At 72.9% G+C, this 24,751-nt stretch carries 21 protein-coding genes; 12 read left to right on the top strand and 9 right to left on the bottom strand.

Annotated features, from left to right (window positions below):
• Positions 1-2: 2 nt before the first annotated feature.
• The 5 genes from Pme01_RS23910 to Pme01_RS23890 all read right to left on the bottom strand — a co-directional run bounded on the left by Pme01_RS23910 (position 3) and on the right by Pme01_RS23890 (position 5,046).
• Positions 3-1,121: an acyl-CoA dehydrogenase family protein gene (locus Pme01_RS23910; RefSeq protein ID WP_168115234.1), complete on the bottom strand. Its 1,119-nt coding sequence runs from the start codon at positions 1,119-1,121 to the stop codon at positions 3-5.
• On the bottom strand, positions 1,118-2,803 hold the full coding sequence (locus Pme01_RS23905) for an acyclic terpene utilization AtuA family protein (RefSeq protein ID WP_168115235.1): 1,686 nt from the start codon (positions 2,801-2,803) through the stop codon (positions 1,118-1,120). The genes Pme01_RS23910 and Pme01_RS23905 overlap by 4 nt, the downstream gene beginning before the upstream one ends.
• Positions 2,800-3,630: a TIGR03084 family metal-binding protein gene (locus Pme01_RS23900; RefSeq protein WP_168115236.1), complete on the bottom strand. Its 831-nt coding sequence runs from the start codon at positions 3,628-3,630 to the stop codon at positions 2,800-2,802. Before Pme01_RS23900 ends, Pme01_RS23905 begins: the two co-directional genes overlap by 4 nt.
• Positions 3,631-4,239: a TetR/AcrR family transcriptional regulator gene (locus Pme01_RS23895; protein ID WP_373315523.1), complete on the bottom strand. Its 609-nt coding sequence runs from the start codon at positions 4,237-4,239 to the stop codon at positions 3,631-3,633.
• A gap of 129 nt (positions 4,240-4,368) precedes the next feature.
• Entirely contained in the window at positions 4,369-5,046 is a 678-nt protein-coding gene (locus tag Pme01_RS23890) for a Crp/Fnr family transcriptional regulator (protein ID WP_168115237.1), read from the bottom strand.
• Positions 5,047-5,356: 310 nt separating this feature from the next.
• Here Pme01_RS23890 and Pme01_RS23885 point away from each other — a divergent pair, with 310 nt between their 5' ends.
• From Pme01_RS23885 to Pme01_RS23865, 5 genes are read left to right on the top strand one after another with little or no spacing between them, the layout of a single operon-like run.
• On the top strand, positions 5,357-6,691 hold the full coding sequence (locus tag Pme01_RS23885; protein ID WP_239088419.1) for a CapA family protein: 1,335 nt from the start codon (positions 5,357-5,359) through the stop codon (positions 6,689-6,691).
• Between the two features lie 42 nt (positions 6,692-6,733).
• Positions 6,734-7,483 (top strand): endonuclease III, encoded by a 750-nt coding sequence (nth, locus tag Pme01_RS23880; RefSeq protein WP_275408564.1) that lies wholly within the window; start codon positions 6,734-6,736, stop codon positions 7,481-7,483.
• On the top strand, positions 7,480-8,121 hold the full coding sequence (locus tag Pme01_RS23875) for a TlpA family protein disulfide reductase (RefSeq protein ID WP_168115238.1): 642 nt from the start codon (positions 7,480-7,482) through the stop codon (positions 8,119-8,121). Before nth ends, Pme01_RS23875 begins: the two co-directional genes overlap by 4 nt.
• Entirely contained in the window at positions 8,118-8,807 is a 690-nt protein-coding gene (locus Pme01_RS23870) for an NUDIX hydrolase (RefSeq protein WP_373315522.1), read from the top strand. The genes Pme01_RS23875 and Pme01_RS23870 overlap by 4 nt, the downstream gene beginning before the upstream one ends.
• Positions 8,808-8,811: 4 nt before the next feature.
• On the top strand, positions 8,812-9,996 hold the full coding sequence (locus Pme01_RS23865; RefSeq protein WP_275408563.1) for a MarP family serine protease: 1,185 nt from the start codon (positions 8,812-8,814) through the stop codon (positions 9,994-9,996).
• Positions 9,997-10,009: 13 nt separating this feature from the next.
• Here Pme01_RS23865 and Pme01_RS23860 read toward each other — a convergent pair whose 3' ends face one another.
• Both Pme01_RS23860 and eccCa read right to left on the bottom strand, forming a co-directional pair.
• A complete protein-coding gene (locus Pme01_RS23860; protein WP_373315521.1) occupies positions 10,010-11,254 on the bottom strand; it encodes a S8 family serine peptidase in 1,245 nt (414 codons plus the stop codon).
• A 60-nt stretch (positions 11,255-11,314) separates the two neighbouring features.
• Positions 11,315-15,295 carry a type VII secretion protein EccCa gene (eccCa, locus tag Pme01_RS23855; RefSeq protein ID WP_168115239.1) on the bottom strand — a complete coding sequence of 1,327 codons (3,981 nt, stop codon included), beginning with the start codon at positions 15,293-15,295 and terminating at the stop codon, positions 11,315-11,317.
• 141 nt (positions 15,296-15,436) lie between these two features.
• Between eccCa and eccD the strand changes: the two genes are divergently transcribed.
• On the top strand, positions 15,437-16,822 hold the full coding sequence (eccD, locus tag Pme01_RS23850) for a type VII secretion integral membrane protein EccD (RefSeq protein WP_168115240.1): 1,386 nt from the start codon (positions 15,437-15,439) through the stop codon (positions 16,820-16,822).
• 93 nt (positions 16,823-16,915) lie between these two features.
• Here the strand turns inward: eccD and Pme01_RS23845 are convergent, their stop codons facing one another.
• On the bottom strand, positions 16,916-17,464 hold the full coding sequence (locus Pme01_RS23845; protein WP_168115241.1) for an inorganic diphosphatase: 549 nt from the start codon (positions 17,462-17,464) through the stop codon (positions 16,916-16,918).
• 124 nt (positions 17,465-17,588) lie between these two features.
• On the opposite strand from Pme01_RS23845, the gene dacB reads away from it, so the two are divergent.
• The 4 genes from dacB to Pme01_RS23825 are packed head-to-tail and all read left to right on the top strand — an operon-like array spanning position 17,589 to position 22,764.
• Positions 17,589-18,998 carry a D-alanyl-D-alanine carboxypeptidase/D-alanyl-D-alanine endopeptidase gene (dacB, locus tag Pme01_RS23840; protein ID WP_239088418.1) on the top strand — a complete coding sequence of 470 codons (1,410 nt, stop codon included), beginning with the start codon at positions 17,589-17,591 and terminating at the stop codon, positions 18,996-18,998.
• 53 nt (positions 18,999-19,051) lie between these two features.
• Complete coding sequence (locus tag Pme01_RS23835; RefSeq protein ID WP_168115242.1) at positions 19,052-20,110, top strand: Rv3626c family coenzyme F420 biosynthesis-associated protein; 1,059 nt, start codon at positions 19,052-19,054, stop codon at positions 20,108-20,110.
• Positions 20,111-20,114: 4 nt separating this feature from the next.
• On the top strand, positions 20,115-21,101 hold the full coding sequence (gene tilS / locus Pme01_RS23830; RefSeq protein ID WP_168115243.1) for a tRNA lysidine(34) synthetase TilS: 987 nt from the start codon (positions 20,115-20,117) through the stop codon (positions 21,099-21,101).
• A gap of 10 nt (positions 21,102-21,111) precedes the next feature.
• Positions 21,112-22,764: a gamma-glutamyltransferase family protein gene (locus Pme01_RS23825; protein ID WP_168115244.1), complete on the top strand. Its 1,653-nt coding sequence runs from the start codon at positions 21,112-21,114 to the stop codon at positions 22,762-22,764.
• On the opposite strand, the gene Pme01_RS23820 is transcribed toward Pme01_RS23825, so the two are convergent.
• Positions 22,761-23,720, bottom strand: coding sequence for a GlxA family transcriptional regulator (locus tag Pme01_RS23820; RefSeq protein ID WP_168115245.1), 960 nt, complete (start codon positions 23,718-23,720; stop codon positions 22,761-22,763). The genes Pme01_RS23825 and Pme01_RS23820 overlap by 4 nt on opposite strands.
• A gap of 144 nt (positions 23,721-23,864) precedes the next feature.
• Between Pme01_RS23820 and Pme01_RS23815 the strand changes: the two genes are divergently transcribed.
• Together Pme01_RS23815 and hpt are read left to right on the top strand one after the other, a co-directional pair.
• Positions 23,865-24,011: a hypothetical protein gene (locus Pme01_RS23815; RefSeq protein ID WP_168115246.1), complete on the top strand. Its 147-nt coding sequence runs from the start codon at positions 23,865-23,867 to the stop codon at positions 24,009-24,011.
• 62 nt (positions 24,012-24,073) lie between these two features.
• Positions 24,074-24,646: a hypoxanthine phosphoribosyltransferase gene (gene hpt, locus Pme01_RS23810; RefSeq protein WP_168115247.1), complete on the top strand. Its 573-nt coding sequence runs from the start codon at positions 24,074-24,076 to the stop codon at positions 24,644-24,646.
• Positions 24,647-24,751: the final 105 nt, after the last annotated feature.

Raw genomic sequence — 24,751 nt, 5'->3', positions numbered from 1 at the left:
GCCTAGACCCCCAACTGCTTCGCGATGATCTCGTTCATGATCTCCGTCGTGCCGCCGCCGATGCCCATGATCCGGGCGTCGCGGTAGTGCCGCTCCACCTCGGTACCGCGGAGGTAGCCGAGGCCGCCGTGTAGCTGTACGGCCTCGTCGACCACGCTGTCGCACGCCTCGACCGCGGTGTTCTTCGCCATTGCCACCTCCGTAACGAGCGGCTCGCCACTGGCGACACGGACAGCGGTGTGTCGTACGTACGTCCGCGCCACATCGACCTTCCGGGCCATCTCGGCGAGGCGGTGCCGGACCACCTGGCGGCTCGCGAGTGGTCGTCCGAAGGTGGCTCTCTGCCGCGTCCATGCCGTCGTGAGGTCGAGACAGCGCTGCGCGGTCGCGTAGCACTGGACCGCCAGGGAGATCCGTTCGCCTCCGAAGTGGCGCATGATCTGGGCGAAGCCGGTGCCCTCGGCGCCGACGAGGTTGCCCGCCGGTACGCGCGTGTCGACGAAGGCCAGTTCCGCGGTGTCCGAGCAGTGCCAGCCCATCTTCTCCAGCCGCCGGGTGACGGTCGGGTGATCGATGACGAGCAGCGAGATCCCGTTGTCCGTCCTGACGGCGGTCGTCACGAAGTCGGCCCGCGCGCCGCTGGTGATGTACGTCTTCGAGCCGTTGACGACGTAGTGGTCGCCGTCGCGGACCGCCTTGGTCCGGATGCCGGCCACGTCGGAGCCGCCGTCGGGCTCGGTGATGGCGAGCGCACCGATCTTCTCGCCGTTCAACGTCGGTCTGACATATCGATCAATGAGCTCTGCGCCACCCGCCGCCACGATGTGCGGCAGCGCGATCCCGTGCGTGAACAGCGCGGCGACCAGGCCCGACGAGCCGCCGGCCTGGATCAGCTCCTCGGTGACGACGACGGTGTCGAGCAGGTCGCCTCCCTGGCCGCCGACCCCCTCGGCGAAGCCGATGCCGAGGAGCCCTGCGGTCGCTGCCTTCCGGTGCAGCTCGCGCGGCACCTCGCCGGCGCGCTCCCAGTCGTCGAGGTGGGGGAGGACCTCCCTCTCGACGAACCGCCGGGTCAGCTCGCGCAGCGCCCGCCGCTCCGGTGTGCTGAACGGATCGGTCACAGCAGCTCCTCCGGTACGTCCACCAGGCGCGAACGCAGCCACTCGCCCAACGCCTTGGCCTGCGGGTCGAACCGGGTGGAGGCCGCCACGCCCCGCCCGAGCAGACCCGGTACGACGAAGTTGAGCGCGCGGAGGTTCGGCAGCTCGTACCGCTCGACGGCCAGCGCCGCCGTCTCCGGCAGCAGGCCCCGCAGCCGCTCCACGGTCAGGAACTCCCGCAGCCACTGGTAGGAGCCGTCGTTGCGCGCCCAGACGCCGAGGTTGGCGTCGCCGCCCTTGTCACCGGAGCGGGCCCCGACGATCGCGCCGAGCGGCACCCGTCGCGTCGTTGATCGCCCCAACGTCACCTCGGAGGTCGTGGTCCCGGAGGCATCCGGAGGCCACGACTCCGGGGACGTTGCGACGATCTCGGGTGGATCGATCTCCACCCGCTCACCGGACGGCAGCACCGCGACGTGCTCGACCGACTCCTGGGGTACGAACTCCGCGGTGAACACCCCGACCGGCGTCGCGTCGCCCGGCGGCCCGGTCAGCGTGAACCCCGGGTACGACGCGAGCGCCAGCTCCACCGCGGCCTGCGAGAACGCGCGCCCGGCCCGCCGGGGGTCGGCGTCGGCGAGGTGTACGTGCAGCAGCGCGCTCGCCGCCTCCTCGGTGTCGGAGTCGGGGTGGTCGGTACGGGCCAGCGTGAACTCCAGTCCGTCGGCGCCGACCGCGTCCTCCACCTGGGACCGGGCCAGCGCCGCCTTGGCCTCGATGTCCAGCCCGCAGAGCACGAACGTCATCGCGTTGCGGTAGCCCGCGAGGGTGCTGACGCCCACCTTCAGGGTGGGTGGGGGCGGCGTGCCGCGCACCCCGTCGAGGCGCACCCGGTCCGGGCCGGCCCCGGTCACCCGGATCGTGTCGAAGTGCGCGACCACGTCCGGGCCGAGGTAGGCGGGGGCTCCGATCTCGTACAGCAGTTGGGCGGTGACCGTGTCGGGTGTGACGGCTCCGCCCGTACCCGGGTGTTTGGTTATGACGGCGGAGCCGTCGGCGTGCAGTTCCGAGATGGGGAAGCCGGGGCGGCGGCCGCCGTCGGGCAGCTCGGTGAAGAAGGCGAAGTTGCCGCCGGTCGCCTGGGCGCCGCACTCCAGGACGTGCCCGGCGACGGTCGCCCCGGCCAGGGCGTCGAGGTCACCCCGCGACCAGCCGAAGTGCGCGATGGCCGGCCCGACCACGAGGGAGGCGTCGGTGACCCGGCCGGTCACCACGATGTCGGCGCCGGCGCGCAGGCACTCCGCGATGCCGAACGCGCCGAGGTAGGCGTTGGCCGTCAGTGCGGACGGGAAGCGGCCGGTCACGTCGTCGCCGGAGACGACGCCGATCTTCGCGGGCAGTTCCAGCGCGCGCAGGGCGTCGGCCAGGCCGGACGGGTTGAGGCCACCGGCGTTCGTGACGATCTTGACGCCGCGCTCCAGCGCCGTGCTGAGCGACTGCCGCATCTGTCGCAGGAACGTCTTCGCGTACCCGCTCGCGGCGTCCTTGGCGCGGTCCCGGCCGAGGATGAGCATGGTCAGCTCGGCCAGGTAGTCGCCGGTCAGGACGTCCAGGTCGCCGCCGTCGAGCATTTCGCGCCAGGCGGAGAGGCGGTCGCCGTAGAAGCCGGAGGCGTTGCCGATGCGCAGCGTCGTTCCGGTCATTTCGCCGGCTCCCGTCCGGCTTCCGGTTCGCGTCCGGCTCCCGGCTCGCGTCCGGCTCCCGGCTCGCGTCCGGCTCCGGGCGGGCCGGCGAACGCCTGTGCCACGTCGAGCCACTCGTCGGCGACCGGTCCGGTGGCCTTCAGCGCCAGGTCGGCGCGGTGCCGGCGCTGCGTGACCAGCAGGCAGAAGTCCAGGGCCGAACCGGTGACCCGGTTGGCGGCGTCGGCCGGCCCCAGGGTCCACAGTTCGCCGTCGGGTGCGGTCAGCTCCACTCGGACAGATTCGGACGGCACCGGACGACCGTGGGCGGCGAACCCGTGGCCGAGCGTGCGGAACCCGATATACGCGACATGGCGCAGGCGAGCGGTCGGCGTACGGGTGATCCCGAGCGCGTCGGCCACGTCCTGCCCGTGCGCCCAGGTCTCCATCAACCGGCCGGTGGCGGTCATCGCCGGTGACATCGGCGGCCCGAACCAGGGCAGCTTCGCCCCCGGGTCGGCCCCGGCGAGCGCCTCCTGCAGAGCCCTGCGCCCACGCCGCCAGCGGTCCAGCAGGTCGGGTCCGATGCCGTCGGCCGCCGTCCGGTCGACCAGCCCGGTCGAGTCGCGGGCGGCCTCGGCCAGGACGGCCGCGAAGCCTTCACGGTCGGTCGCGGCGAGCGTCGCGACCGAGTCGGTCCAGGCGAGGTGCGCGATCTGGTGCGCGACGGTCCAGCCGGGCGCGGGGGTCGGCCGTCGCCAGGCCTCGTCGGGCAGGCCGGCGACGACGCGGTCCAGGTCGGCGGACTCCGCGTCCAGGTCGGTCAACAGTTCGGCGAGGTCGACCATCTACGGCTCCCGGATAGCGGTGGTGAGCTGGCGTTTCCACGCCGCGAGCAACTGCTCCCGGCGGTGCGAGTCGTCGCTGAGCAGGTTGGCCACGCCGAGCCCGCGCAGCAGGTCGAGGGTGGCCTGCACGGACTCCCGCACCCCCGGCCTGGTCTCGTCGGCGCCCAGCAGGTCGACGGTGAGTCGGTGCATCTCGCGCCCGACCCGGGCCTCCAGCGGGATCAGCGCGGCTTTGAGGTCGAGATCGGTACGGGCGGCCACCCAGACCTCGAGCGCCGCCACGTACAGCGGGCCGGTGAAGGCCGCGGCCAGCATGTCGATGACCTGTTCGACGCGGTCCTCGGGGTCACCGGTGAGCGCGGCGGCCTCGGCGCGGATCTCGGCGGCGCGCCGCTCGGAGAGGTGCTCGACGGCGGCGAGCACGAGGGCCGCGCGGGTGGGGTAGTGGTGCAGTTGGGCGCCGCGGGAGACCCCCGCGCGCTCCGCGATCACGGTGGTCGACGCGCCCGACCAGCCGAACTCGACCAGGCACTCGACGGTCGCTTCGAGCAGCCGCTGTTGAGTCGCGCGGCTGCGCTCCTGCTGCGGCGCTCGGGTGTTGGCCGTCACACCCGCCAGCTTGGTCCGTCAAAAACAAACAGTCAAGACTGACTTTTTGGTACGCACGAAAACGGCGATCTCGGACGCGGGCGGGCCTGTGGCACCACCGGGCGTCCGAGATCGCCGGAAACGTTTACCTCAGACGCGGGCGCGGCGAGCCAGCCGCTCGGGGTCGAGGATGATCACGCTCTTGCCGTCGAGGCGCAGCCAACCGCGCGAGGCGAAGTCGGCCAGGGCCTTGTTGACGGTCTCCCGGGAGGCGCCGACCAGCTGGGCAAGCTCCTCCTGGGTCAGGTCGTGCGTCACGCGCAGGACCCCGCCGTCCCGGGTGCCGAACCGTCCCGCCATCTGCAGGAGGTTCTTGGCGACCCGGCCGGGCACGTCGGTGAAGATCAGGTCGGCCAGCGAGTCGTTCGTCCGGCGCAGCCTGCGCGCCAGCACCCGCAGCAACTGCTCCGCGATCTCCGGTCGATGGGTCAGCCACGGCCGCAGCGCCTGCTTGCGCAGCCGGGCCAGGCGGGTGTCGACGACCGCGGTGGCGGTGGCCGTCCGCGGGCCGGGGTCGAACAGCGAGAGCTCGCCGACCATGTCGCTCGGGCCCATCACGGCGATGAGGTTCTGCCGGCCGTCGGCTGCCCGCCGACCGACCTTGATCTTCCCGGAGAGCACGATGTACAGGCTGTCGCCCGGCTCTCCCTCGCTGAAGACCACCTCGCCCTTACGGACCTCTATGGTGTCCATCTCCTTGACGAGGACATCCGCGGCTTCAGGGTCGACACCCTGGAAGATCCCACTCCGGGCAAGTACCTCGTCCATGCGTCACCTCTGTCGCTCAAGAGTGCGATGCCGTCGGGGGGTCACGGCAACGCCTGCTGCGAGCCAGTTTAGGCATACCTACCAGTAGGTATGCCATCCACCCAGGGCCCGGCACGGGCAGCATATCCGCTCGTACCGCCCATGCTTCAGCACCGCCGTACCCCGATCGGTCGCCTATCATGTCGGCGGGGCCGCGCCGGTGCTGAGGTGAAAGCGCTCAGGACCGTTCGGGTAATTCGCCGTCGTCGCTGGCTGGGGTAGGGTCGCGCCAGCGGCGGGCGCCGCACGGCCGACAACGGTGGGTGTTGCCATGACGATGCGGGGCGCTGGTCCGGACCACCCGGTCACTGGACCGTCCGGGCGTTCCCTCCCGCCGGGCAGGACCGCCGCCAGGGCCGGTGCGGGGCCGACCGCGGCCGATCGGGCCGCCGCCCGGCGAGCCACCGCTCCGCCACCCCCGCGCCGGCCGCGGGTCCGCCCCGTACTCCTGGTCGCGAGCCTGGTCGGGCTGCTGGCGGCCGGGTTCGCGGCCGGTGCGACGGTGCTGACCTCGCAGGACACCGGCCTGGACGCCGCGCCACGCTGGTCGGCTCCGCCGGGGGACGCGGGTGCACCCGATGCCGGTGCCGACCCGCTGTCGATCGCCCCACCGGCGTCGGGCGACACGGTCTCCATCTCCGCCACCGGCGACATCGTGATGGGGGCGGCGCCCGCCGGGCTGCCGCCGGACGGCGCCAGGAACTTCTTCGCCGGTGTCAAGAACGCCCTGCGCGCCGACCTCCAGATGGGCAACCTCGAGCAGCCGCTGACCAACGACACGGGGGTCAGCAAGTGCCCGCAGCCGTCACCGGGCGCGTCGCCGCCACCGAGGACCACGTGCTTCGCGTTCCGCTCTCCCCCCGCGTACGCCGGGGTGCTGCGGAACGCCGGCTTCAAGGTCCTCAACCTCGCCAACAACCACGCGTACGACTTCGGCGCCGAGGGCAACCGGCAGACCCGTACCGCGCTGGAGGCCGCCGGCCTCGTGCACACCGGCGCGCCGGGCCAGATCGCGGTGGTGGAGGTCAAGGGCATCAAGATCGCGGTCCTGGGCTTCGCGTCGTACTCGTGGTCGGCCAACGTGGTCGACGTCGTCGCCGGAGCGGCCCTGGTCAGGGACGCCAAGGCCCGGGCCGACCTGGTCGTGGTGCAGATGCACGTGGGCGGGGAGGGGGCCGACAAGACCCACGTCCGGCCGGGTACCGAGACGTTCCTGGGGGAGAACCGGGGTGACCCGATCAAGTTCGCCCGCGCCGTCGTCGATGCCGGCGCGGATCTCGTCATCGGGCACGGTCCGCACGTCATGCGGGCGATGGAGTTCTACCGGGGCCGGCTCATCGCGTACTCCCTGGGCAACTTCGCCGGATACAAGTCGCTCATCTACAACGGGGTGGTGGGTGTCGGCGGCGTGCTGAAGGTGACCCTGCGCAAGGACGGCTCGTACGTGGCGGGCTCCCTCGTACCGACCCACATGGTGGCCCCCGGACTACCGGCGACGGACCCGGCCAAGCAGGCGTTGTCGCTGGTACGGGGTCTGGGCGACGCTGACCTGCCGGACTCGGCGGCGCGCATCGCCGCCAACGGGTCGATCACGCCGCGTTCCTGACGGGTGTCATCGGTGTCGTAGCGGCGACGTAGGCTGCGAGCCGTGGCCGCTGACGAAACTGAGCTGGGACGCAAGCGGCGGGCCCGGCGGATGGCGCGGGAGCTCGCCGTGACGCACCCCGACGCGCACTGCGAGCTGGACCATCGCAACCCACTCGAACTCGCCGTGGCCACGATCCTCTCCGCCCAGACCACCGACGTGCGGGTCAACGAGGTGACGCCGAAGCTGTTCGCGCGGTACCCGACGGCGGCGGACTACGCGGCGGCGGACCGGACCGAGCTGGAAGGGCTGATCAAGTCGACCGGCTTCTACCGGAACAAGGCCGACTCGTTGATCAAGCTTGGCCAGATGCTCGTCGAGCGGTTCGACGGCGAGGTTCCCCGCACGATCGAGGAGCTGGTCACGCTGCCCGGCATCGGGCGCAAGACGGCCAACGTCATCCTCGGCAACGCGTACGACGTGCCCGGCATCACCGTCGACACCCACTTCTCCCGCCTGACGCAGCGCTGGCGGTGGACCACCGAGACCGATCCCGTCAAGATCGAGCACGCCGTCGGCGCGCTCATCGAACGGCGCGACTGGACGATGCTGTCGCACCGGGTGATCTTCCACGGCCGGCGGGTGTGCCATGCCCGCAAGCCGGCCTGCGGCGCATGCACGCTGGCCGGTGACTGCCCGTCGTTCGGCCTCGGCCCCACCGAGTTCGAGACCGCCGCCAAACTGCTCAAGGGCCCCCGGGTGGCCGAGCTGGCCGAGCAGGCCCGGCTCTACCGGGAGGCGAAGGGGCGATGACCCGGCTGCCCGGGGCGCTCGTGGCCCTCGTGGTGACGGTCGCCCTCCTGCTGTCGGGCTGCACGTCGACGCCGGCCCGCGACCGCGAGACCGGTGCGGCGCCGGCGCCGTCCGGGCCGTCCTGCCTGCCGGTACCGGCCTCGGCCGGCCCGGCCGGTCTCGTCTCCGGCCCGGTGAGCCCGCCCGCCGTCCCGATCAGCCCCGCCACCGGAGCCGGTGAGCCGGTGCCCGACCTGGCGCTGCCCTGCTTCGTCGGCGGCCAGCCGGTACGGCTGGCGCACCTCGGCACCCCCGCCGTGATCAACCTGTGGGCATCCTGGTGCCAACCCTGCCTGACCGAGTTGCCGCAGATCCAGCGCTATGCCGATCGGGCCGCCGGTCGGGTACAAGTGGTAGGTGTGATCACCAGCGACCCGGTCCGGGGCAAGCCGCAGTCGGTGATCGACGAGTTCCGGCTGCGCTTCCCGATGCTGTACGACGACAAGGCCACCCTCCAGAGCCGAATGGGCGCCCGACTGCTGCCCATGACCCTGCTGGTCGATGCGCAGGGGCGGGTGGTGTACCGGTACCAGTCCCGGCCGCTGGACGAGGCCGCCCTCGCCGACCTCGTACAGCGCCATCTCGGGGTGACAGCGTGAGTGAGTGCGGAGAGGTCACCTCTGAGGCGGCCAGGAGGCACCTGCCCCAGTGGTGGGAGCCGTTGCTGAGCCGGATCGACGGGGCCGGCGCCAGCGACTTCACCCGGCTGCCGACCCCCGAGCGGGCCAGCCGGGAGAGCGCCGTCCTGGTCCTGCTGGGCGAGGAGGGGCCGGACAGCGGCCCGGACGTGCTGGTCCTCCAGCGGGCCCACACGCTGCGCAATCACGCCGGCCAGCCCGCCTTCCCCGGCGGTGCCTGCGACCCCGGTGACGTCGACATGGCGGCGACGGCGCTGCGGGAGGCGGCCGAGGAGGTGGGCCTCGACCCCACGAGCGTGGAGGTCGTCGCGCACCTGCCGACCCTCTGGATACCGGTGAGCGACTTCCTGGTCACGCCGGTGCTCGCCTGGTGGCGCAGCCCCCACCCGGTCCGCCCGATGGACCCGGCGGAGGTGGCGCGGGTGGAGCGGCTGCCGCTGTCCGAACTCGCCGACCCCGCGAACCGGCTGCGGATCCGGCACCCGAGCGGCTGGATCGGGCCGGCGTTCCGGGTACGGGAGATGCTGGTCTGGGGTTTTACCGCGGGCATCTTATCCACTTTGTTGGAAATGGGCGGCTGGTCCGTGCCGTGGTCGATCGACCGGGTCGAGGGCCTGCCGGGTTCTGGATCCGCACCCGTACGCTGAACCCGTGCCCGGCACCCTCATTGATCTGACGCTTGTCGGTCTGATGCTCGTGTTCGCCCTGAACGGCTACCGCCAGGGCTTCCTCATCGGCCTGATGTCGTTCATCGGTTTCTTCGGCGGCGCCCTCATCGGGTTACAGGTGGGGCCGCTGATCGCGCAGCACTTCACCGACGATCCGATCCGGGTGCTCGTTTCGTTGGCCGCGGTGTTCGGCGTGGCCGCGATCGGGCAGGCCGTCGCCGGCTTCATCGGAGCCAAGCTGCGGGAGGCCGTCCGCAGCCCGTCCGCACGCCGCCTGGACGACCTGGGCGGCGCGCTCGTCTCCGTGGTCGCGGTGCTGGTCGTGGTGTGGCTGGTCGCGGCGCCGCTCGGGTCGTCGTCGCTGCCGTGGCTGGCCCGCTCGGTGCGCAACTCGGCGATCCTCGGCACGGTCGACCGGGTCATGCCGGATCAGGCCAAGGCGCTGTCGGACGCGCTGCGCCAGACCGTCGACACGCGCGGTTTCCCGGACGTCTTCGAGGGGCTCACCCCGACCCGGGTACGCCCGGTGCCCAACCCCGACCCGACGCTGGCCAACTCGCCCCTCGTTCTGAGCGCGCAGAGCTCGGTCGTCAAGGTGCTCGGCAACGCGCCCAGTTGCTCGCGGCGCATCGAGGGCTCCGGGTTCATCTACTCCTCCGAGCACGTGATGACCAACGCGCACGTGGTGGCCGGCACCCGGAGCAACGCCGTCGAGGTGAACGGGGCACGGCGGGCCGCCCAGGTGGTGGCGTACGACCCCCAGCGCGACCTCGCGGTGCTGTACGTGCCCGGCCTACGCGGCCCGGTGATGAAGTTCGGCCGGCCGGCGCCGAGCGGCTCCGACGCGATCGTGCTCGGCTTCCCGCTCGACGGGCCGTACGACGCGCAGAGCGCACGGGTGGCCGACCGGCGCGAGATCACCGGCCCGGACATCTACAACACCGGCAAGGTCACCCGGGAGATCTACACGATCCGCGGCCTGGTCCGCAGCGGCAACTCCGGTGGCCCGATGGTCGGCACCGACGGCACGGTCCTCGGCGTCATCTTCGCGGCCGCCGCCGACGACCCACAGACCGGCTTCGCCATCACCGCGGACGAGGCCTCGACGGTCGCGGCCGCGGGCCAGACCCGCACCCAGCCGGCGAGTACCGGCCCCTGCGCCGACTGAGGGCGGCGGACTGTCAGGCGCGGCGCGCCCGGCGTATCCCCAGCACGCCGACGGCCACGGCGGCGATCAGCAGGGCCAGCACGATGCCGATGCCGACCAGCAGCCCGTACGGTCGCGGCTTCGGCCGCTGGGCGACGGCCGCCGGTGCCGTGGTGGCGGAGCGCTCGCCGAAGCCCTCGACCCCAGGGGCCGCCGGCTTCGGCGCGACGAGCGGGTTGCGGCGCACGGTCGGCACCGTGCCGGTCAGCGCCCCGACCGGGTTGACCTCGCCGTAGCCGTACCGGTCGTCGCGGCCGGGCGACCCGAGGTCGCGGGCGGTCCGGATCAGCCGGTTGATCACGTTCGCGGCGTCCATGGTGGGCCAGCGGGAGCGTACGAGTGCGGCGACGCCGGTGACCAACGGAGCCGCGAAGCTGGTGCCCTGCACCCGCCAGTACCCGCCGGGGCGCGCGCCGATCAGGTTGACCGCCGGTGCGGTGAGGACGGTCGGCGTGCCGGTCAACGACCCGGTCCAGAGCGCCTCCGCGCTGCCGCCGGCGCCACCGGCGCCCACCGTACCGCCCCCGCCGGCCGACGCGCCGGTGTCCGTTGTGGCCAGGCCGGCGACCGCGACCACGCCAGGCTCGCGGGCCGGGTACCAGACCTCGGAGTAGTCCGCGCCGGACGCCACGTTGCCGGTGCAGGCGATGATCACGACGTCGTGGGCGGCCGCGTAGGCCAGCGCGTCGGCGAGGGCGTCGCTGCGCACGCTGCCGCCCAGCGACATGTTGACGACCTTGGCGCCGTGGTCGACCGCCCAGCGCAGGCCGGCCGCGACCACGGTCGCGTCGTCGTACTTGTTGTCCTTGTCCAGCACCCGTACCGGCAGGATGCTGGCCGAGGGCGCGATGCCCGCGACGCCGGAGCTCTTGTCGTTGCGCCCGGCGATCAAGGCCGCGACGGTGGTGCCGTGACCGACGAAGTCGAGGCGGCCGTCGGTGGAGCCGTCGACGAAGTCGGCACCGGGCAGCACCTTGCCGGCCAGGTCGGGATGGCTGGCGTCCACCCCCGAGTCGAGCACCGCGACCGTCACCCCCGAGCCGGTCGCCGACCGCCAGGCCGTGCGCACGTCGAGCACCCGAAGCTGGTACTGCTCGTCGCGTACCGAGTCGGCGAACGCCGGTGCACCCAGACCCGGGCCAGCCGTCATCAGCACGACCGCCAGGGCGACCGAGGCGGTACGCGTGACGGCTCGACGGACGGATGGGTGTCTGCTCACGGTCGTTACATTCTGGCGGGTTTCGATCTCCCGTGGGTTCCGATTTGCGTTAAGAGTTCCTTAGCTCGACGGGACGTGCGTCACCTGGACGAGCCGGGCTCCTTGCTTGCGGGTGACCAGCCAGCCACGGCCGGGCGGCTGGATCGACGGCCGGACGTTACCCAGCAGCGCACCCTCCTCGCGGTCGCCCGACATGATCAGACCGGGTGAGGAGAGCTCCCGCAGCCGCTGGATCACCGGGTCGTACATGGCCCGCCCGGCACCACCGCTGCGGCGGGTCATGATCAGGTGCAGGCCGATGTCGCGCGCCTGCGCCAGGTACTCCAGCAGTGGCAGCATCGGGTTGTTGGGGCCGCTGGCGACGAGGTCGTAGTCGTCGACCAGCACGAAGCACTCCGGTCCGCTCCACCACGACCGGTTGCGCAGCTGCTCGGGGGTGACGTCCCGGCCGGGCAGCCGGTTCTTCATGTACTCGGCGACCGCCTGGGTCAGCTCCAGCGTCGACGCCGCCGACGTGCAGGTACCCATGTTGTGCTCGGTGTCGGCGGCGCCCATCAGGCTGCGCCGGTAGTCCACGAGGAGGATCCGGGCCTGCTCGGGGGCGTACCGCTGCGTGATCGTCTTCGCCAGCGACCGCAGGAAGGTGGACTTGCCCGACTCCGAGTCGCCGAACAGCAGGAAGTGCGGCTCCGAGTCGAAGTCCACCAGGACCGGCCGCAGGTCGGCCTCTGCGATGCCGATCGGCAGCGCCAGCGGGCGGCTGTCGTCGCGGACGCTCTCGATCGCCGAGTACGGCACGACCGCCGGCAGCATCCGTACCCTCGGCGCCGGCGCCCCGGTCCAACCGGCGGCGATGTGCTTGACCAGGTCGGCCGGCTCACTGCCGGTCAGCTTCGGGATGGCGGTGAGGAAGTGCAGCTGCTCGGCCGTGATACCGCGGCCCGGCGTGCGCTCGGGTACGTTGGCCGCGGCCTTGCGGGAGATCGACGAGTCGCTCGGGTCGCCCAGGCGCAGTTCCAGCCGGGAGCCGAACATGTCCCGGATCGCCGGCCGGAAGTCCATCCAGCGGGTGGCGGCGGCCACCACGTGGATGCCGTACGACAGACCGCGGGTGGCGATGTCGGTGACCACGGCCTCCAGGTCGTCGTACTCGCCGCGCAGCGTCCCCCACCCGTCGATGACCAGGAACACGTCGCCGAACGGATCTGCTTCGGCGCCGCTGCCGGCCGGTCCGCCGCTTCTAGCGGCTCGCCGCTTGCGGTAGGTGGCCATGCTGTCCACCCCGAGATCGGCGAAGCGCCGCTCCCGGTCGGCCAGCAGGGTGGCGACCTCACCGACGGTGCGCCGGACCGCGGCCGTGTCCAGCCGCCCGGAGACGCCGCCGACGTGCGGCAGGTCGCGCAGCGCGGCGAGCTGGCCACCGCCGAAGTCCAGGCAGTACACCTGGGCCTCGGCCGGGGTGTGGGTGAGCGCGAGGCCGGTGATCAGCGCACGCAGCGCGGTGGACTTGCCGCTCTGCGGGCCGCCGACGACCGCCACGTGGCCGGCCGCACCCTCCAACCGCAGCCACAGCAGGTCACGGCGCTGCTCGAACGGCTTGTCCACCAGCGCGACCGGTACCTGGAGGGCGCCGTGCAGCTGGGGGTTGCCCACGGTCAGGCCGCGGGCCTGGTCCAGCGCCACCGGCCCGACCAGTTCGTCCATGCTGGGCGGCGTGGTCAGCGGCGGCAGCCAGACCTGGTGGGCCGGGATGCCCTTGCCGGCCAGCCGCGCGGCGAGGATCTCGAGCAGGCTCTCGCCCTCGGCGGCCTGCTCGACCGGCGCCTCCGGCTGCTCCGGTACCGGCGCGTAGTGCGTACTGAAGCTCTGCACCCGCCCGGCCACCCGGCGCCCGTCGGCCGTGGTCAGCTCGCCCGCGCGGCGGTACGGGCCGGACACGTACGCCGCCTTGAACCGCACCAGCGGCTCGGTGCCGAACTTCAGGTACCCGTGGCCGGGCGAGCGTGGCAGCTCGTACGCGTCGGGGACGCCGAGCACCGTGCGCGACTCCAGGGCCGAGAAGGTCCGCAGGCCGACCCGGTACGACAGGTGCGTCTCCAGGCCGCGCAGCCGGCCCTCCTCCAGCCGCTGGCTGGCCAGCAGCAGGTGTACGCCGATCGAGCGGCCGATCCGGCCGATCTGCACGAACAGGTCGATGAAGTCCGGCTTGGCGGTGAGCAGCTCGGAGAACTCGTCGCAGATGATGAGCAGGCTGGGCAGCGGTGCGAGGGCCGCCCCGCCGGCCCGGGCCTTCTCGTAGTCGCGCAGCGAGGCGAAGTTGCCCGCCCGGCGCAGCACCTCCTGGCGGCGTACCAGCTCACCGTTGATCGCGTCGACCATGCGGTCGACCAGCGGCAGCTCGTCGGCCAGGTTGGTGATGACAGCGGCGACGTGCGGCAGCTCGTCCAGCGAGGTGAACGTGGCGCCGCCCTTGAAGTCGACCAGGACGAAGTTGAGCGTCTCCGAGGAGTGGGTCGCGGCCAGCGCCAGCACCAGGGTGCGCAGCACCTCGGACTTACCCGAACCGGTCGCGCCGATGAGCAGGCCGTGCGGTCCCATACCGTCCTGGGCCGACTCCTTGAGGTCCAGTTCGACCGGCTGTCCGTCCCGGCCGATGCCGATCGGCACCCGCAGGCGGTCCCGGTGCGGCCGGGGCGCCCACCCGTGGGCGACCTCGAACGTGTACGGGTCGGCGATGCCGAGCAGTTCGGTCAGGCCGAGGTCGCGGCTCATCGGCGCGTCGCTCGAACGGGCGGCGGCCGCCAGCCGCAGCGGCGACAGCCGCCGGGCCAGCCCCTCCGCGTCCGCCTGGGCCAGCGCGTCGGCCGTACCGACCTCGCCCTCGCCGTCGGCGGAGATGGTCAGCAGCTTGCGGTCCGGGCCGGACGGGTCGAGGACGATCATCGTCCGGTCGAGCAGCCGCGGCGGTGGTTCGTCGAGGTCGAGCAGCGTCACCCCGTCGACCCCGCCGTCGGTGGCGAGGTGGGCGCTGCCGGTCAGCTCACCGCCGTCGAGGATGACGACCAGGTGCGGGGTGGTCGAGCCGCCGGGCATGAACCGGGGGCGGCTGGCGATCAGGTCGTCCAGGCGCTGCTCCAGTTCGGCCGCGGTGGTCGCGACCAGGCGTACCGGCCCGACCGCGTCGGTGGCGGACGGGTGCAGGTTGTGCGGCAGCCACTTCACCCATTCCCACTCGCCGCGCCGCTCCGGTGCGGCGAGCACGGCGATCAGCATGTCGTCCGGCGCGTGGAACACGGCGAGCTGGGCGATCATGGCGCGGACCAGGGCGCGGGCCGCCTCTGCCGTGGCGGGCGTGACCCGGCCGCCGCCGCCCCGGTCGGCGGAGACGCCGCGGACGTAGACCCGGGAGAAGCCGCGTACCGACACCGCGACCGGAAGGTCCGGCACCACCGAGTACGCGTCCAGGAAGCGCCGCAGCGCCCCGGCGGTCATCGGCTCCAGGTCCTCCAGCGGCCGCGTCACCGGCGGGATCAGGGGCGTGGCGAGGGTCTGCGGGCCCACCGCCACCCGCACGATGCCGAAGTCACCGTCGCCTGCGCGCCGCTCCCACAGCCGGTGGCTGTCCACCGTCGACCAGAGCCGGTCCGGGTCGGGGTGGCGGTAGAACTGGCCGCCGCGCTGGCGCTCGGCCGTCTCGCGGACCCGCTTGCGCAGCTGGGCGAGGTGGCGCAGGTACTCGCGGCGGGCCGCCATCATCTCGGACTTCTTCGGTCCGGAACTTGACCAGGAGGTGGCCAGCATCCCAAGCGTTGAGATGCCGAACACGCCGCCCACGACGTACGAGTACGTGCCGCCGGAGCGACCCGCGAACAGCAGGGCGGTCGCCACCGTACCCGCGAGCATCGGCAGCATCTGCAAAATCTGCTGCCAGCGCGCGTTCGTCGCCTGTGGAATCTCGGGCGGCGCGTCGACGACCAGCTCTCCCGTCGGTATCTCGGGAGCTGGGCGGCGAGGAAGACGCTTGACGACGACCGTACTCATACCGTCACCCCGCTGGCGCTCGGTGACGGCATTCGCCGAAGCACTGAGCCTCCGGTTCGCTCCCTACGCTCCCTCACGCCACGGATGGTAGGCGGTCGATACGAGTTTCGTCTTACCGGTCGTTCGTGGTAGGAGTACCGGGTGCCCGCCCCATCGACCGGCCTCGCCCGGGTGACGATCAGCTCGCCGCAGCGACGCGTCGATGTCGCACTTCCGGACGGCGTGCCCCTCGCTGAACTCCTGCCGGAGCTGCTCGGCCACGCCGGCGAGGGCCTCGCCGACGACGGCGAGCGCCACGGCGGGTGGCTGCTGCGCCGCGGTGACGGCACCGCGCTGTCCACCGCCTCCCCGCTGGCCGCCCAGGGCGTACGGGACGGCGCCGTGCTGCACCTCGTCCCGGCCCGCGCCGAGTGGCCGGAACTGGAGTACGACGACGTCGTGGAGGCGATCGCCGCCGGCTCCCGCCGGTACGGGGCGGCCTGGAACGCCCGCGCGAGCCGGGTCACCGGCCTGGTGGCCGCCGGGCTGGTGCTCGCCGTCGGACTGCTGGCCGTGCTGCGCTCCGGGCCGAGTTGGACGGTGCCGGGGCTGGTGGCCCTCGGCGTGGGCGTACTGCTGGTGGTCGTCGGCGTGGTCGCGTCGCGCGCGTACGGCGACGGCCCGGTGGGCGCGACGCTGGGCGGCTACGCGCTGCCGTTCGCGTTCGTGGGCGGACTGCTGGTCCTGCGGCCCGACCAGGCCCCGCTCGACGAGTGGCACCTGCTCGTCGGCGCCACCGTCCTGCTGCTGTTCTCGCTGGTCGCGGCGGTCGGCGTGGGGTACGCGCTGCGCCTGTTCGTGACTGGTGCGACCGCCGGCCTGCTGGGCGTGGTCGCGGCGCTGGTCGGGCACCTGACGTCGGCGGCCGGCGCGGCGGCGCTCCTGCTCGCCCTGCTGGTCGCGGGCATCGGCGCGGTACCGCTGCTCGCCATCCGGCTGGGCAAGCTGCCCATGCCGGCCACCACCCTGCCCGTCGAGCTGTCCGCCAGCGGTCAGGGCCTGGAGCCGCTGCCCGAGCGGGAGCGGGTCTTCGCCGCGGTGGCCCGTACCGACGAGATGCTCACCGGCATGCTGCTGGGCATGGTCGCGACGGGTGTCGCGTCGTCGTTGCTGCTGGCCCGCACCGGTGACCTCGCCTCCGAGCTGCTGATCGGGGTCGCCTCCGGGGCGCTGCTGCTGCGGGCGCGCCTGTTCGTGACGATCCGGCAGCGGTTGCCGTTGATCGTCGCCGGCGTCGCCGGGTACGTCCTGCTCGGCGCCGGTGTCGTCGTCGCGCGCGGCGGCTGGCCGGCGCTGGTCGGCGCATTCGGCATCGCGATCGTGGCGGTCCTGGTCGCCGTGGCGGGTGCGCGGTACGCCCAGCAGTCCCCGTCGCCCTACCTGGGCCGGGCCGCCGACGTCCTCGACGCGCTCTGCGTGGTCTCGGTACTGCCGATCGCCTGCGCGGTCCTCGGCCTGTACGGGCGGGTCCGCGGCTTCACGTCCTGAAGCCTCCTGAGGCCTCGTACAACGAAGCGGCCCGGAGTACAACGAAGCGGCCCGGACCCCGGCCGGGGTCCGGGCCGCTTCGCGTCAGCCTTGTCAGTCGTCGGTCGGGCTGGGGTGGGCGATGGGCTGCATCCCGGGGTCGTGGTAGGTACCCGACTCGATGCCCTGCCGGTAGCGCTCCCGCGACTTCTCGATCTCCGCCTCGGCGTCGGAGCGACCGACCCAGTTCGCGCCCTCGACGCTCTTGCCGGGCTCCAGGTCCTTGTAGACCTCGAAGAAGTGCTGGATCTCCAGCCGGTCGAACTCCGGCAGGTGGTGAATGTCACGCAGGTGTTCCTGCCGCGGATCGGCGGCCGGCACGCACAGCACCTTGTCGTCGCCGCCCTTTTCGTCGGTCATCCGGAACATGCCGATCGCCCGGCACCGGATCAGACAGCCGGGGAAGGTCGGCTCCTGCAGGAGCACCAGGGCGTCCAGCGGGTCGCCGTCATCACCGAGCGTGCCTTCGATGTACCCGTAGTCGGCGGGGTACTGCGTCGCGGTGAAGAGCGTACGATCCAGGCGGATCCGCCCGGTCTCGTGGTCCACCTCGTACTTGTTGCGCTGCCCCTTGGGGATTTCGACCGTTACGTCGAACTCCATCATCGGCTCCTTCAGCTTGCCCCGTTGCGACCGCCGGGATCAGTTCCCGCCACGACCCGCACCAACCACGTTCCAGCAGTTGACAGTGTCCCTAGGGTCGTGGAGGGGCGTGAAGGAGGGTGCGGTGGCGAGGCAAAGACCACAACTGCTGCGAGGGCTGCTCGTCGTCATGGTATGTCTGCTGTGCGCGGCTCTGGCGGCTCTCGGCGCAATCGTGGCCGCCCCGGACGCCGTCGCCGGCCTGACCGGTGCACCGCGACGTGCCTGGCGGGCCGGTACCCCGGCCACCCCGCCGCCGGCCGTCCTCGCCGCGGTCGGCACCTCGGCTCCCGCGCCGACCGCCGCCGGGCTCGCGGCCCGGCTGGGCCCACTGCTGAGCGACCCGGCGCTCGGCGGGAGCACCCTCGCCGCGGTGGCCGACGCCACCACCGGGGAGCGGCTGCTGAACCGGAACTCGGGCGCGGCCGCGGCCCCCGCGTCCACACTCAAGCTGCTGACCGCGGTGTCCGTGCTGCACGCCCGGGGCGCCACCTACCGGCTGACCACCCGCGTGGTCTCGGGCGCCAACCCGGGCGAGGTCGTCCTCATCGGCGGCGGTGACCCGACCCTCGGCGCGGGGGAGCGGCGTACCTACGCCGACGGCGCCCGGCTGGACCGGCTGGCAGCCCAGGTCAAGCAGGCCCTCGGCGGTACCGCGCCGACCCGTGTGATCATCGACGGCTCGCTGTTCGGCCCGGCGGCGTACGGCCCCGGCTGGGACGACGACATCTTTTCCAGCGGCAACGCGGCGCCGATCGCCTCCTTGATGATGGACAGCGGCCGGGTGCCACCGGCCGGCGCGCACGGGACCAGCCCGCGTACCGCCACTCCCGAGGTCGTGGCCGGTCGCGCGTTCGCCGCCGCGCTCGGGGTCCCGCCGGGCGCCGTCGTGGCCGGTATCGCACCCGCCGGTGCGGCGCAGCTCGGGGCGGTGGAGTCCCCGCCGATGGCGCGGCTGGTCGAGCTGATGCTGGTCGAGAGCGACAACGTGCTGGCCGAGTGTCTGGCCCGTCAGGTCGCGCTGGCCCGCAACCAGCAGGCCACGTTCGCCGGGGCGGCCGTCGCGATGCGCACCGTCCTCGGCGAGCTGGGGCTGCCGGTGGACGGGCTGGCTCTCAGCGACGGCAGCGGGCTGTCCCGGCTCAACCGGGTCACGCCGGCGCTGCTGAGCGAGGCGCTGCTGCTCGCGGGCAAGGGCGCCCGCCCGGCGCTGCGGCCGGTCTTCGCCGGCCTACCGGTGGGCGGGTACTCCGGGACGCTGCGGGACCGGTACCGCAGCCCGACCGACGGACCCGGTGGGGCCGGTCAGGTCCGGGCGAAGACCGGCACGCTGAGCGGGGTCAACTCGATCGCCGGCATCGTCGTCGACGCGGACGGCCGTGCCCTCGTGTTCGCCTTCATCGCCATCGGTGGGGCCGACGGCGTACCCCCGACACCGCCCCAGCAGGCGCTGGACCGGGTGGCCGCCGCGCTGGCGGCCTGCGGCTGCCGCTAGCTGTTTGAAAGGGACGAAATCTTCCGGTGGTCAAGTCCGGGTACGGTGGGGACATGTCGCAGCAGTTCGTCGACTGGGACCTGGCCACGGCTACCGCCGCCGCGCTGGGCCGGACCGGTCCGCAGGTGTCCTACGACGAGGCGGTAGAGGTCGTCGCCGATCTGCGGCAGCGCGCCGACGAGGCCGCCCGTCACGTCCTCGACTACACCATGCTGCGCCCGGTCGGGCCGGATCCGGGCGTGCGGGTGGTCGACCGGCGCGACTGGGCGGAGGCCAACATCCAGGGGCTTCGGCGCGTCATCACCCCGCTCGCCGAACGCCTGACCGGCGGTCGGCCGCCGGGCCCCCTCGCGACCGCGATCGGCGGCCGGGTCACCGGCGTGCAGGCGGGTACGGTGCTGGCCTACCTGTCCGGGCGGGTGCTCGGTCAGTACGAGGTCTTCTCCAGCGACCCCGGTCAGCTCCTGCTCGTCGCGCCCAACATCGTCGACGTCGAGCGCAAGCTGGGCGCGGACCCGCGCGACTTCCGGCTGTGGGTCTGCCTGCACGAGGTCACCCACCGCACGCAGTTCACCGCGGTGCCGTGGCTGCGCGGGCACTTCCTGGGCGAGGTACAGGCGTTCGTGGACGCCGCGCAGATCGACCGTGAGCAGCTCCTGGAGCGGCTGCGCCACGGGGCGTGGGCGCTGGCCGAGGCAGTGCGCAACCCGGACAGCCGGGCATCCGTGCTGGACCTGGTCCAGACGCCGGCCCAGCGCCGGGTCCTGGACCGGCTGACCGCGCTGATGACCCTGCTGGAGGGGCACGCCGAGTTCGTCATGGACGGCGTTGGCCCCGAGGTGGTGCCGTCGGTCGACACGATCCGCGCCAGCTTCAACCGCCGCCGGGAGGCGGCCAACCCGCTCGAGCGGGTGCTGCGCAAGCTGCTCGGCATCGAGGTGAAGCTGCGTCAGTACGCGGAGGGCCGCAAGTTCGTCCACAGCGTCGTCGAGCGGGTCGGCATGGCCGAGTTCAACCGGGTCTGGCAGTCGCCGCTGACCCTGCCCAGGCTGTCCGAGCTGACCGAGCCGGACGCCTGGATCAACCGGGTGCTCCGCGACAACGCCGCGTGATCCCATGGCCGCGCTGGCGCCGTCGGTAGCAGCGGTGCGGGTCGCGGTCCGCCGGGCACTGGCGTATGTGCCGCCGGGGTCGCTGGTCCTGGTGGCCTGCTCGGGCGGGGCCGACTCGCTGGCGCTCGCGGCCGCCAGCGCGTTCGTCGTGCCCCGGCAGGGGCTCCGGTGTGGACTGGTCACCGTCGACCACCAGTTGCAGCCCGGCTCCGCCGACCGCGCCGAGGCCGTGGCGAAATGGGCGAGAACTTTACCTCTCGGTCCCGTGGTAACGACGCGGGTCGAGGTGGGCGGGAGAGTGGGCGGTCCCGAGGCGGCGGCCCGCGAGGCGCGCTACGAGGCGCTGATCGATGCCGCGCGGCGTACCGGCGCGGTCGCGGTCCTGCTCGGCCACACCCGCAACGACCAGGCCGAGACCGTACTGCTGGCGCTGGCCCGGGGGGCCGGCCCGCGCGGGCTGGCCGCGATGCCGGCCCGCCGCGACGTCAACGGCGTGGCGCTGCTGCGGCCCCTGCTCGACGTGGCCCGCGCGGACACGGCCGCGGCCTGCGAGGTGCTCGGCCTCCAACCGTGGTGCGACCCGCACAACACCGACCCGTCGTACGCCCGGGCCCGGGTACGGGCCCTGCTCCCGGCGCTCACCGACGCGCTCGGCCCCGGGCTCGTGGGCAACCTGGCGCGCGCCGCCTCGCTCGCCGCGGCCGACGCCGAGGTGCTCGACGCCCTCGCCGCCACGGCGGCCGAGGACGCCGCCGACGGCGAGGGTGGCCTGCGGGTCGACGTACTGGCAGACCTGCCGGCCGCCCTGCGTACCCGGGTCCTGCACGCCTGGGCCCGCGGCCTGGGGGTGAGCGGCTCGGCGCTGTCGGCCCGCCACATCGACGCGCTCGACGCGCTGGTCGCCCGGTGGCACGGGCAGCGGGCGGTGGCCCTACCCGGTGCCCTACAGGTCACCCGCCGGGACGGCCGGCTGACCGTCTCGCAGGGTTAGGGTTTCGTCCATGCCGCAGTCGTACCACGGCCGCAAGCCGGTCCACGCGCCACGGGGCGCCGTGGCCACCAGCCAGCCGCTCGCCGCTTCGGCGGGCCTCGCGGTGCTGCGCCGCGGCGGCAACGCCGTCGACGCGGCGATCGCCACCGCCATCGCCCTGACCGTCGTGCAGCCCGGCTCCAACGACATCGGCGGCGACCTCTTCGCTCTGGTATGGGACGGCCGGACGCTGCACGGGCTCAACGCCTCCGGCCGCTCACCCGCCACGTTCACCCCGGAGCTGATCCGCGAACGCGGCGCCGGTGCGGTCGCGTCGGCGGCGCTCGGCGGCGCGCAGGCGGGCGCCGCCGAGGTCGTACCCGACCGGGGCTGGCTGCCGGTGACCGTGCCCGGCGCGCCGGCGGGCTGGCGTGACCTGCACGAGCGGTTCGGTGCGCTGCCGTACGCGGACCTGTTCACCGACGCCATCGGGTACGCCGAGCACGGGTACCCGGTCTCGCCGACGGTCGCCGCCGGCTGGGACTCCGCCGTCCGGCGGTTACACGCCGATCTGCGCGGGCCGGAGTTCGAGGAGTGGAGCAGGGTGTTCGCGCCGGGCGGGCGGGCGCCGCGGGCGGGGGAGCGGTGGCGCAACCCGGACGCCGCCCGGACCCTGCGGTTGATCGCCGAGACCGGGTCGGAGGCGTTCTACCGCGGCGAGATCGCGACGGCGATCGGGGACTTCGCGGCCGCCACCGGCGGTCTGCTGACCGCGGACGACCTCGCCGAGCACACGTCGACGTGGGTGGAGCCGATCTCGGTGAACTACCGCGGGTACGACGTCTGGGAGATCCCGCCCAACGGGCAGGGCATCGCGGCGCTGCTCGCGTTGAACGTGCTCGAGGGGTACGACCCGGCTGGCGCCTCGCTGGAGGAGCGGCTGCACCGGCAGATCGAGGCGATGAAGCTGGGCTTCGCCGACGCGCACGCCTTCGTGGCAGACCCTGATTTCGTGGCGACCCCGGTTCCGGCACTGCTTGATCGCGGTTATTCGGCGCAACGGCGTGCGCTGATCTCCGATCGCGCGTCGGTCCCGCCGCCCGGCGACCCGCTCCGGGGCGGCACCGTCTACCTGTGCACGGCCGACGCCGACGGCATGATGGTCAGCCTGATCCAGTCCAACTACATGGGCTTCGGCTCCCACGTCGTGGTCCCCGGCACCGGGTTCAACCTGCAGAACCGGGGCGCCGGGTTCGTACTGGAGGCCGGCCACCCGAACGTCGCGGCGCCCGGCAAGCGGCCGTTCCACACGATCATCCCCGGCTTCCTGACCCGCGGCGGCGAGGCCGTCGGCCCGTTCGGGGTGATGGGCGGGCACATGCAGCCCCAGGGCCACGTCCAGGTGGTGCTGTCGACGGTCGACGACGGTCTGGACCCGCAGCAGGCCCTCGACCGGCCCCGCTGGTACTGGCACGCGGGCACCGAGGTGCGCGTCGAGCCGGGCATGGTGGCCGACGACGAGGGCCGGGAGGCGGTCGAGGGGCTGCGCCGGCGCGGCCACGACGTGAGTGTCGCTGAATCGGGTGGTTTCGGGTTCGGCCAGGCGATCTGGCGGCTGGCGGACGGCGCCGGGTACGTGGCCGGAAGCGAGCCCCGGGCGGACGGCAGCGCCGTCGGTTACTAGGCGACGGCCCGGTCGCGGAAGGTCGTCCGGTACGACTGGGGGGTCGCGCCCACCCGCTTGGTGAAGTGGTGGCGCAGCATCGCCGCGGTGCCGAAGCCGGACCGGGCAGCGACCGCGTCGACCCCGAGGTCGGTGTCCTCCAGTAGCCGCCGGGCGAGCAGCACCCGCTGCCCGGTGAGCCACTCGTGCGGCGTCGTGCCCGTCTCGGCCCGGAAGCGCCGGGCGAAGGTGCGCTCGGACATGTGTGCCCGGGCGGCCAGCGACTCCACCGTGTGCTCCTGGTCGAGCGTGGTGACCAGCCACGACAGCAGGGGCTCCAGGGTCGGTGCGTCGGCCGTACGCGGCAGCGGCGCCTCCACGTACTGCGCCTGCCCGCCGTCGCGGTGCGGTGGCACCACCATGCGCCGCGCGAGGGCCGTGGCGACCGCGGAGCCGTGCTCGCGGCGTACCAGGTGCAGGCACAGGTCGATGCCGGCGGCGGTGCCGGCGCTGGTGACGATGTTGTCCTCGGCCACGTACAGCACGTTCGGGTCGACCGACACCGTCGGGTACCGCCGGGCGAGGTCGTCGGCGTGCTTCCAGTGCGTGGTGGCCCGCCGCCCGTCCAGCAGGCCGGCCTCGGCGAGCAGGAACGCGCCGGAGCAGACGGAGAGCACGTAGGCCCCCCGGTCGGCCGCCCGGCGCAGGGCGTCGAGAACCTCTGGCGGGGTGGTGGAGTCGACCGGGTAGGCGGGCACGGCGACCAGGTCGGCCCGGTCGACCGGCGCCAGGTCGGCGGTGGGCGTCAGCAGCCACCCCGACTTGGTACGGACCGGCCGGCCCCCGGGTGAGCAGGTGTCGAACTCGTAGCCGGGGAAGCCGTCGGCGACCCGGTCGGTGCCGAAGACCTCGCAGAGCACGCCCAGCTCGAAGGGTGCGACCCCGTCGAGCACGATCACGGCGACCCGTTTCAGCATGCGGCGATCGTACCGCCGAAGTGGCAGAAAATCGATGTGCTATGGCAATCCTGCCACTGTGCGGGGATGGTCGGGTGGGAGACGCTCATATCGAACCCGGTGCGCACCGGCCAGGACCCTCAACCGGAAAAGGGGTTGGCCGCCATGAGTCTGCTCGTACTCCTCGTCTTCCTCGTCCTGCTCGCCGTCGCCTCGGCAGCGGGCCTGACCACCGACAGCCGCGACGGCGCCGACTGGATCCCGTCGGTCGACGGCCGGCGTCAACCGAACCACCCGGGTTCGCCGATGTGACGATCTCCCTTTGCGGTACCCCCGGGTAGGGCGCGCTGACGGCATCGGGCAGGCTTGTCGCCATGGCCGAGGGCAACTGGCACGCCGCCGACATCGACCGCGTGATCGTCAGTGAAGATCAGATTCGCGAAAAGATCGACGAGTTGGCCAAGCAGGTCGCCGCCGACCACGGGAGCTCCGAATCCGTGCTGTTGGTGGGCGTCCTGAAGGGCGCGGTCATGTTCATGGCCGACTTCGCCCGCGCGCTGGGGCGGTACGGGCCGCCGGTGGAGATGGAGTTCATGGCCGTGTCGTCGTACGGCCAGGGCACCACCTCCTCCGGGGTGGTCCGGATCCTCAAGGATCTCGACCGCGACATCGCCGGCCGGCGCGTGATCGTCGTCGAGGACATCGTCGACTCCGGGCTCACTCTTTCGTGGCTGTTGAAGTACCTCCAGAGCCGGTCGGCCGCCTCGGTCGAGGTCGTCGCGCTCCTGCGCAAGCCGGACGCCGTGAAGGTCGACGTACCGGTCAAGTACGTGGGCTTCGACATCCCGAACGAGTTCGTGGTCGGGTACGGCCTGGACTACAGCGAGCGCTACCGCGAGGTGCCCTACGTGGGCGTCCTCCGGAAGGGTGTGTACGCCCAAAGCTGAACGGGCATATCCGGTTCGCCGGCTAAACCCGTGTCTGAGCCTGGTTTCATCTCTCTTCCCCTGGTTAGAGGGAGGGACCAGCACCTCCTGGCAGAGACGGTGCTC

This window comes from Planosporangium mesophilum, from assembly GCF_016863255.1.
Taxonomy (GTDB): Bacteria; Actinomycetota; Actinomycetes; order Mycobacteriales; family Micromonosporaceae; genus Planosporangium; species Planosporangium mesophilum.
The sequence above is the reverse complement of the archived record's forward strand: the minus strand, read 5'-3'. Positions and strand labels throughout refer to the sequence as shown.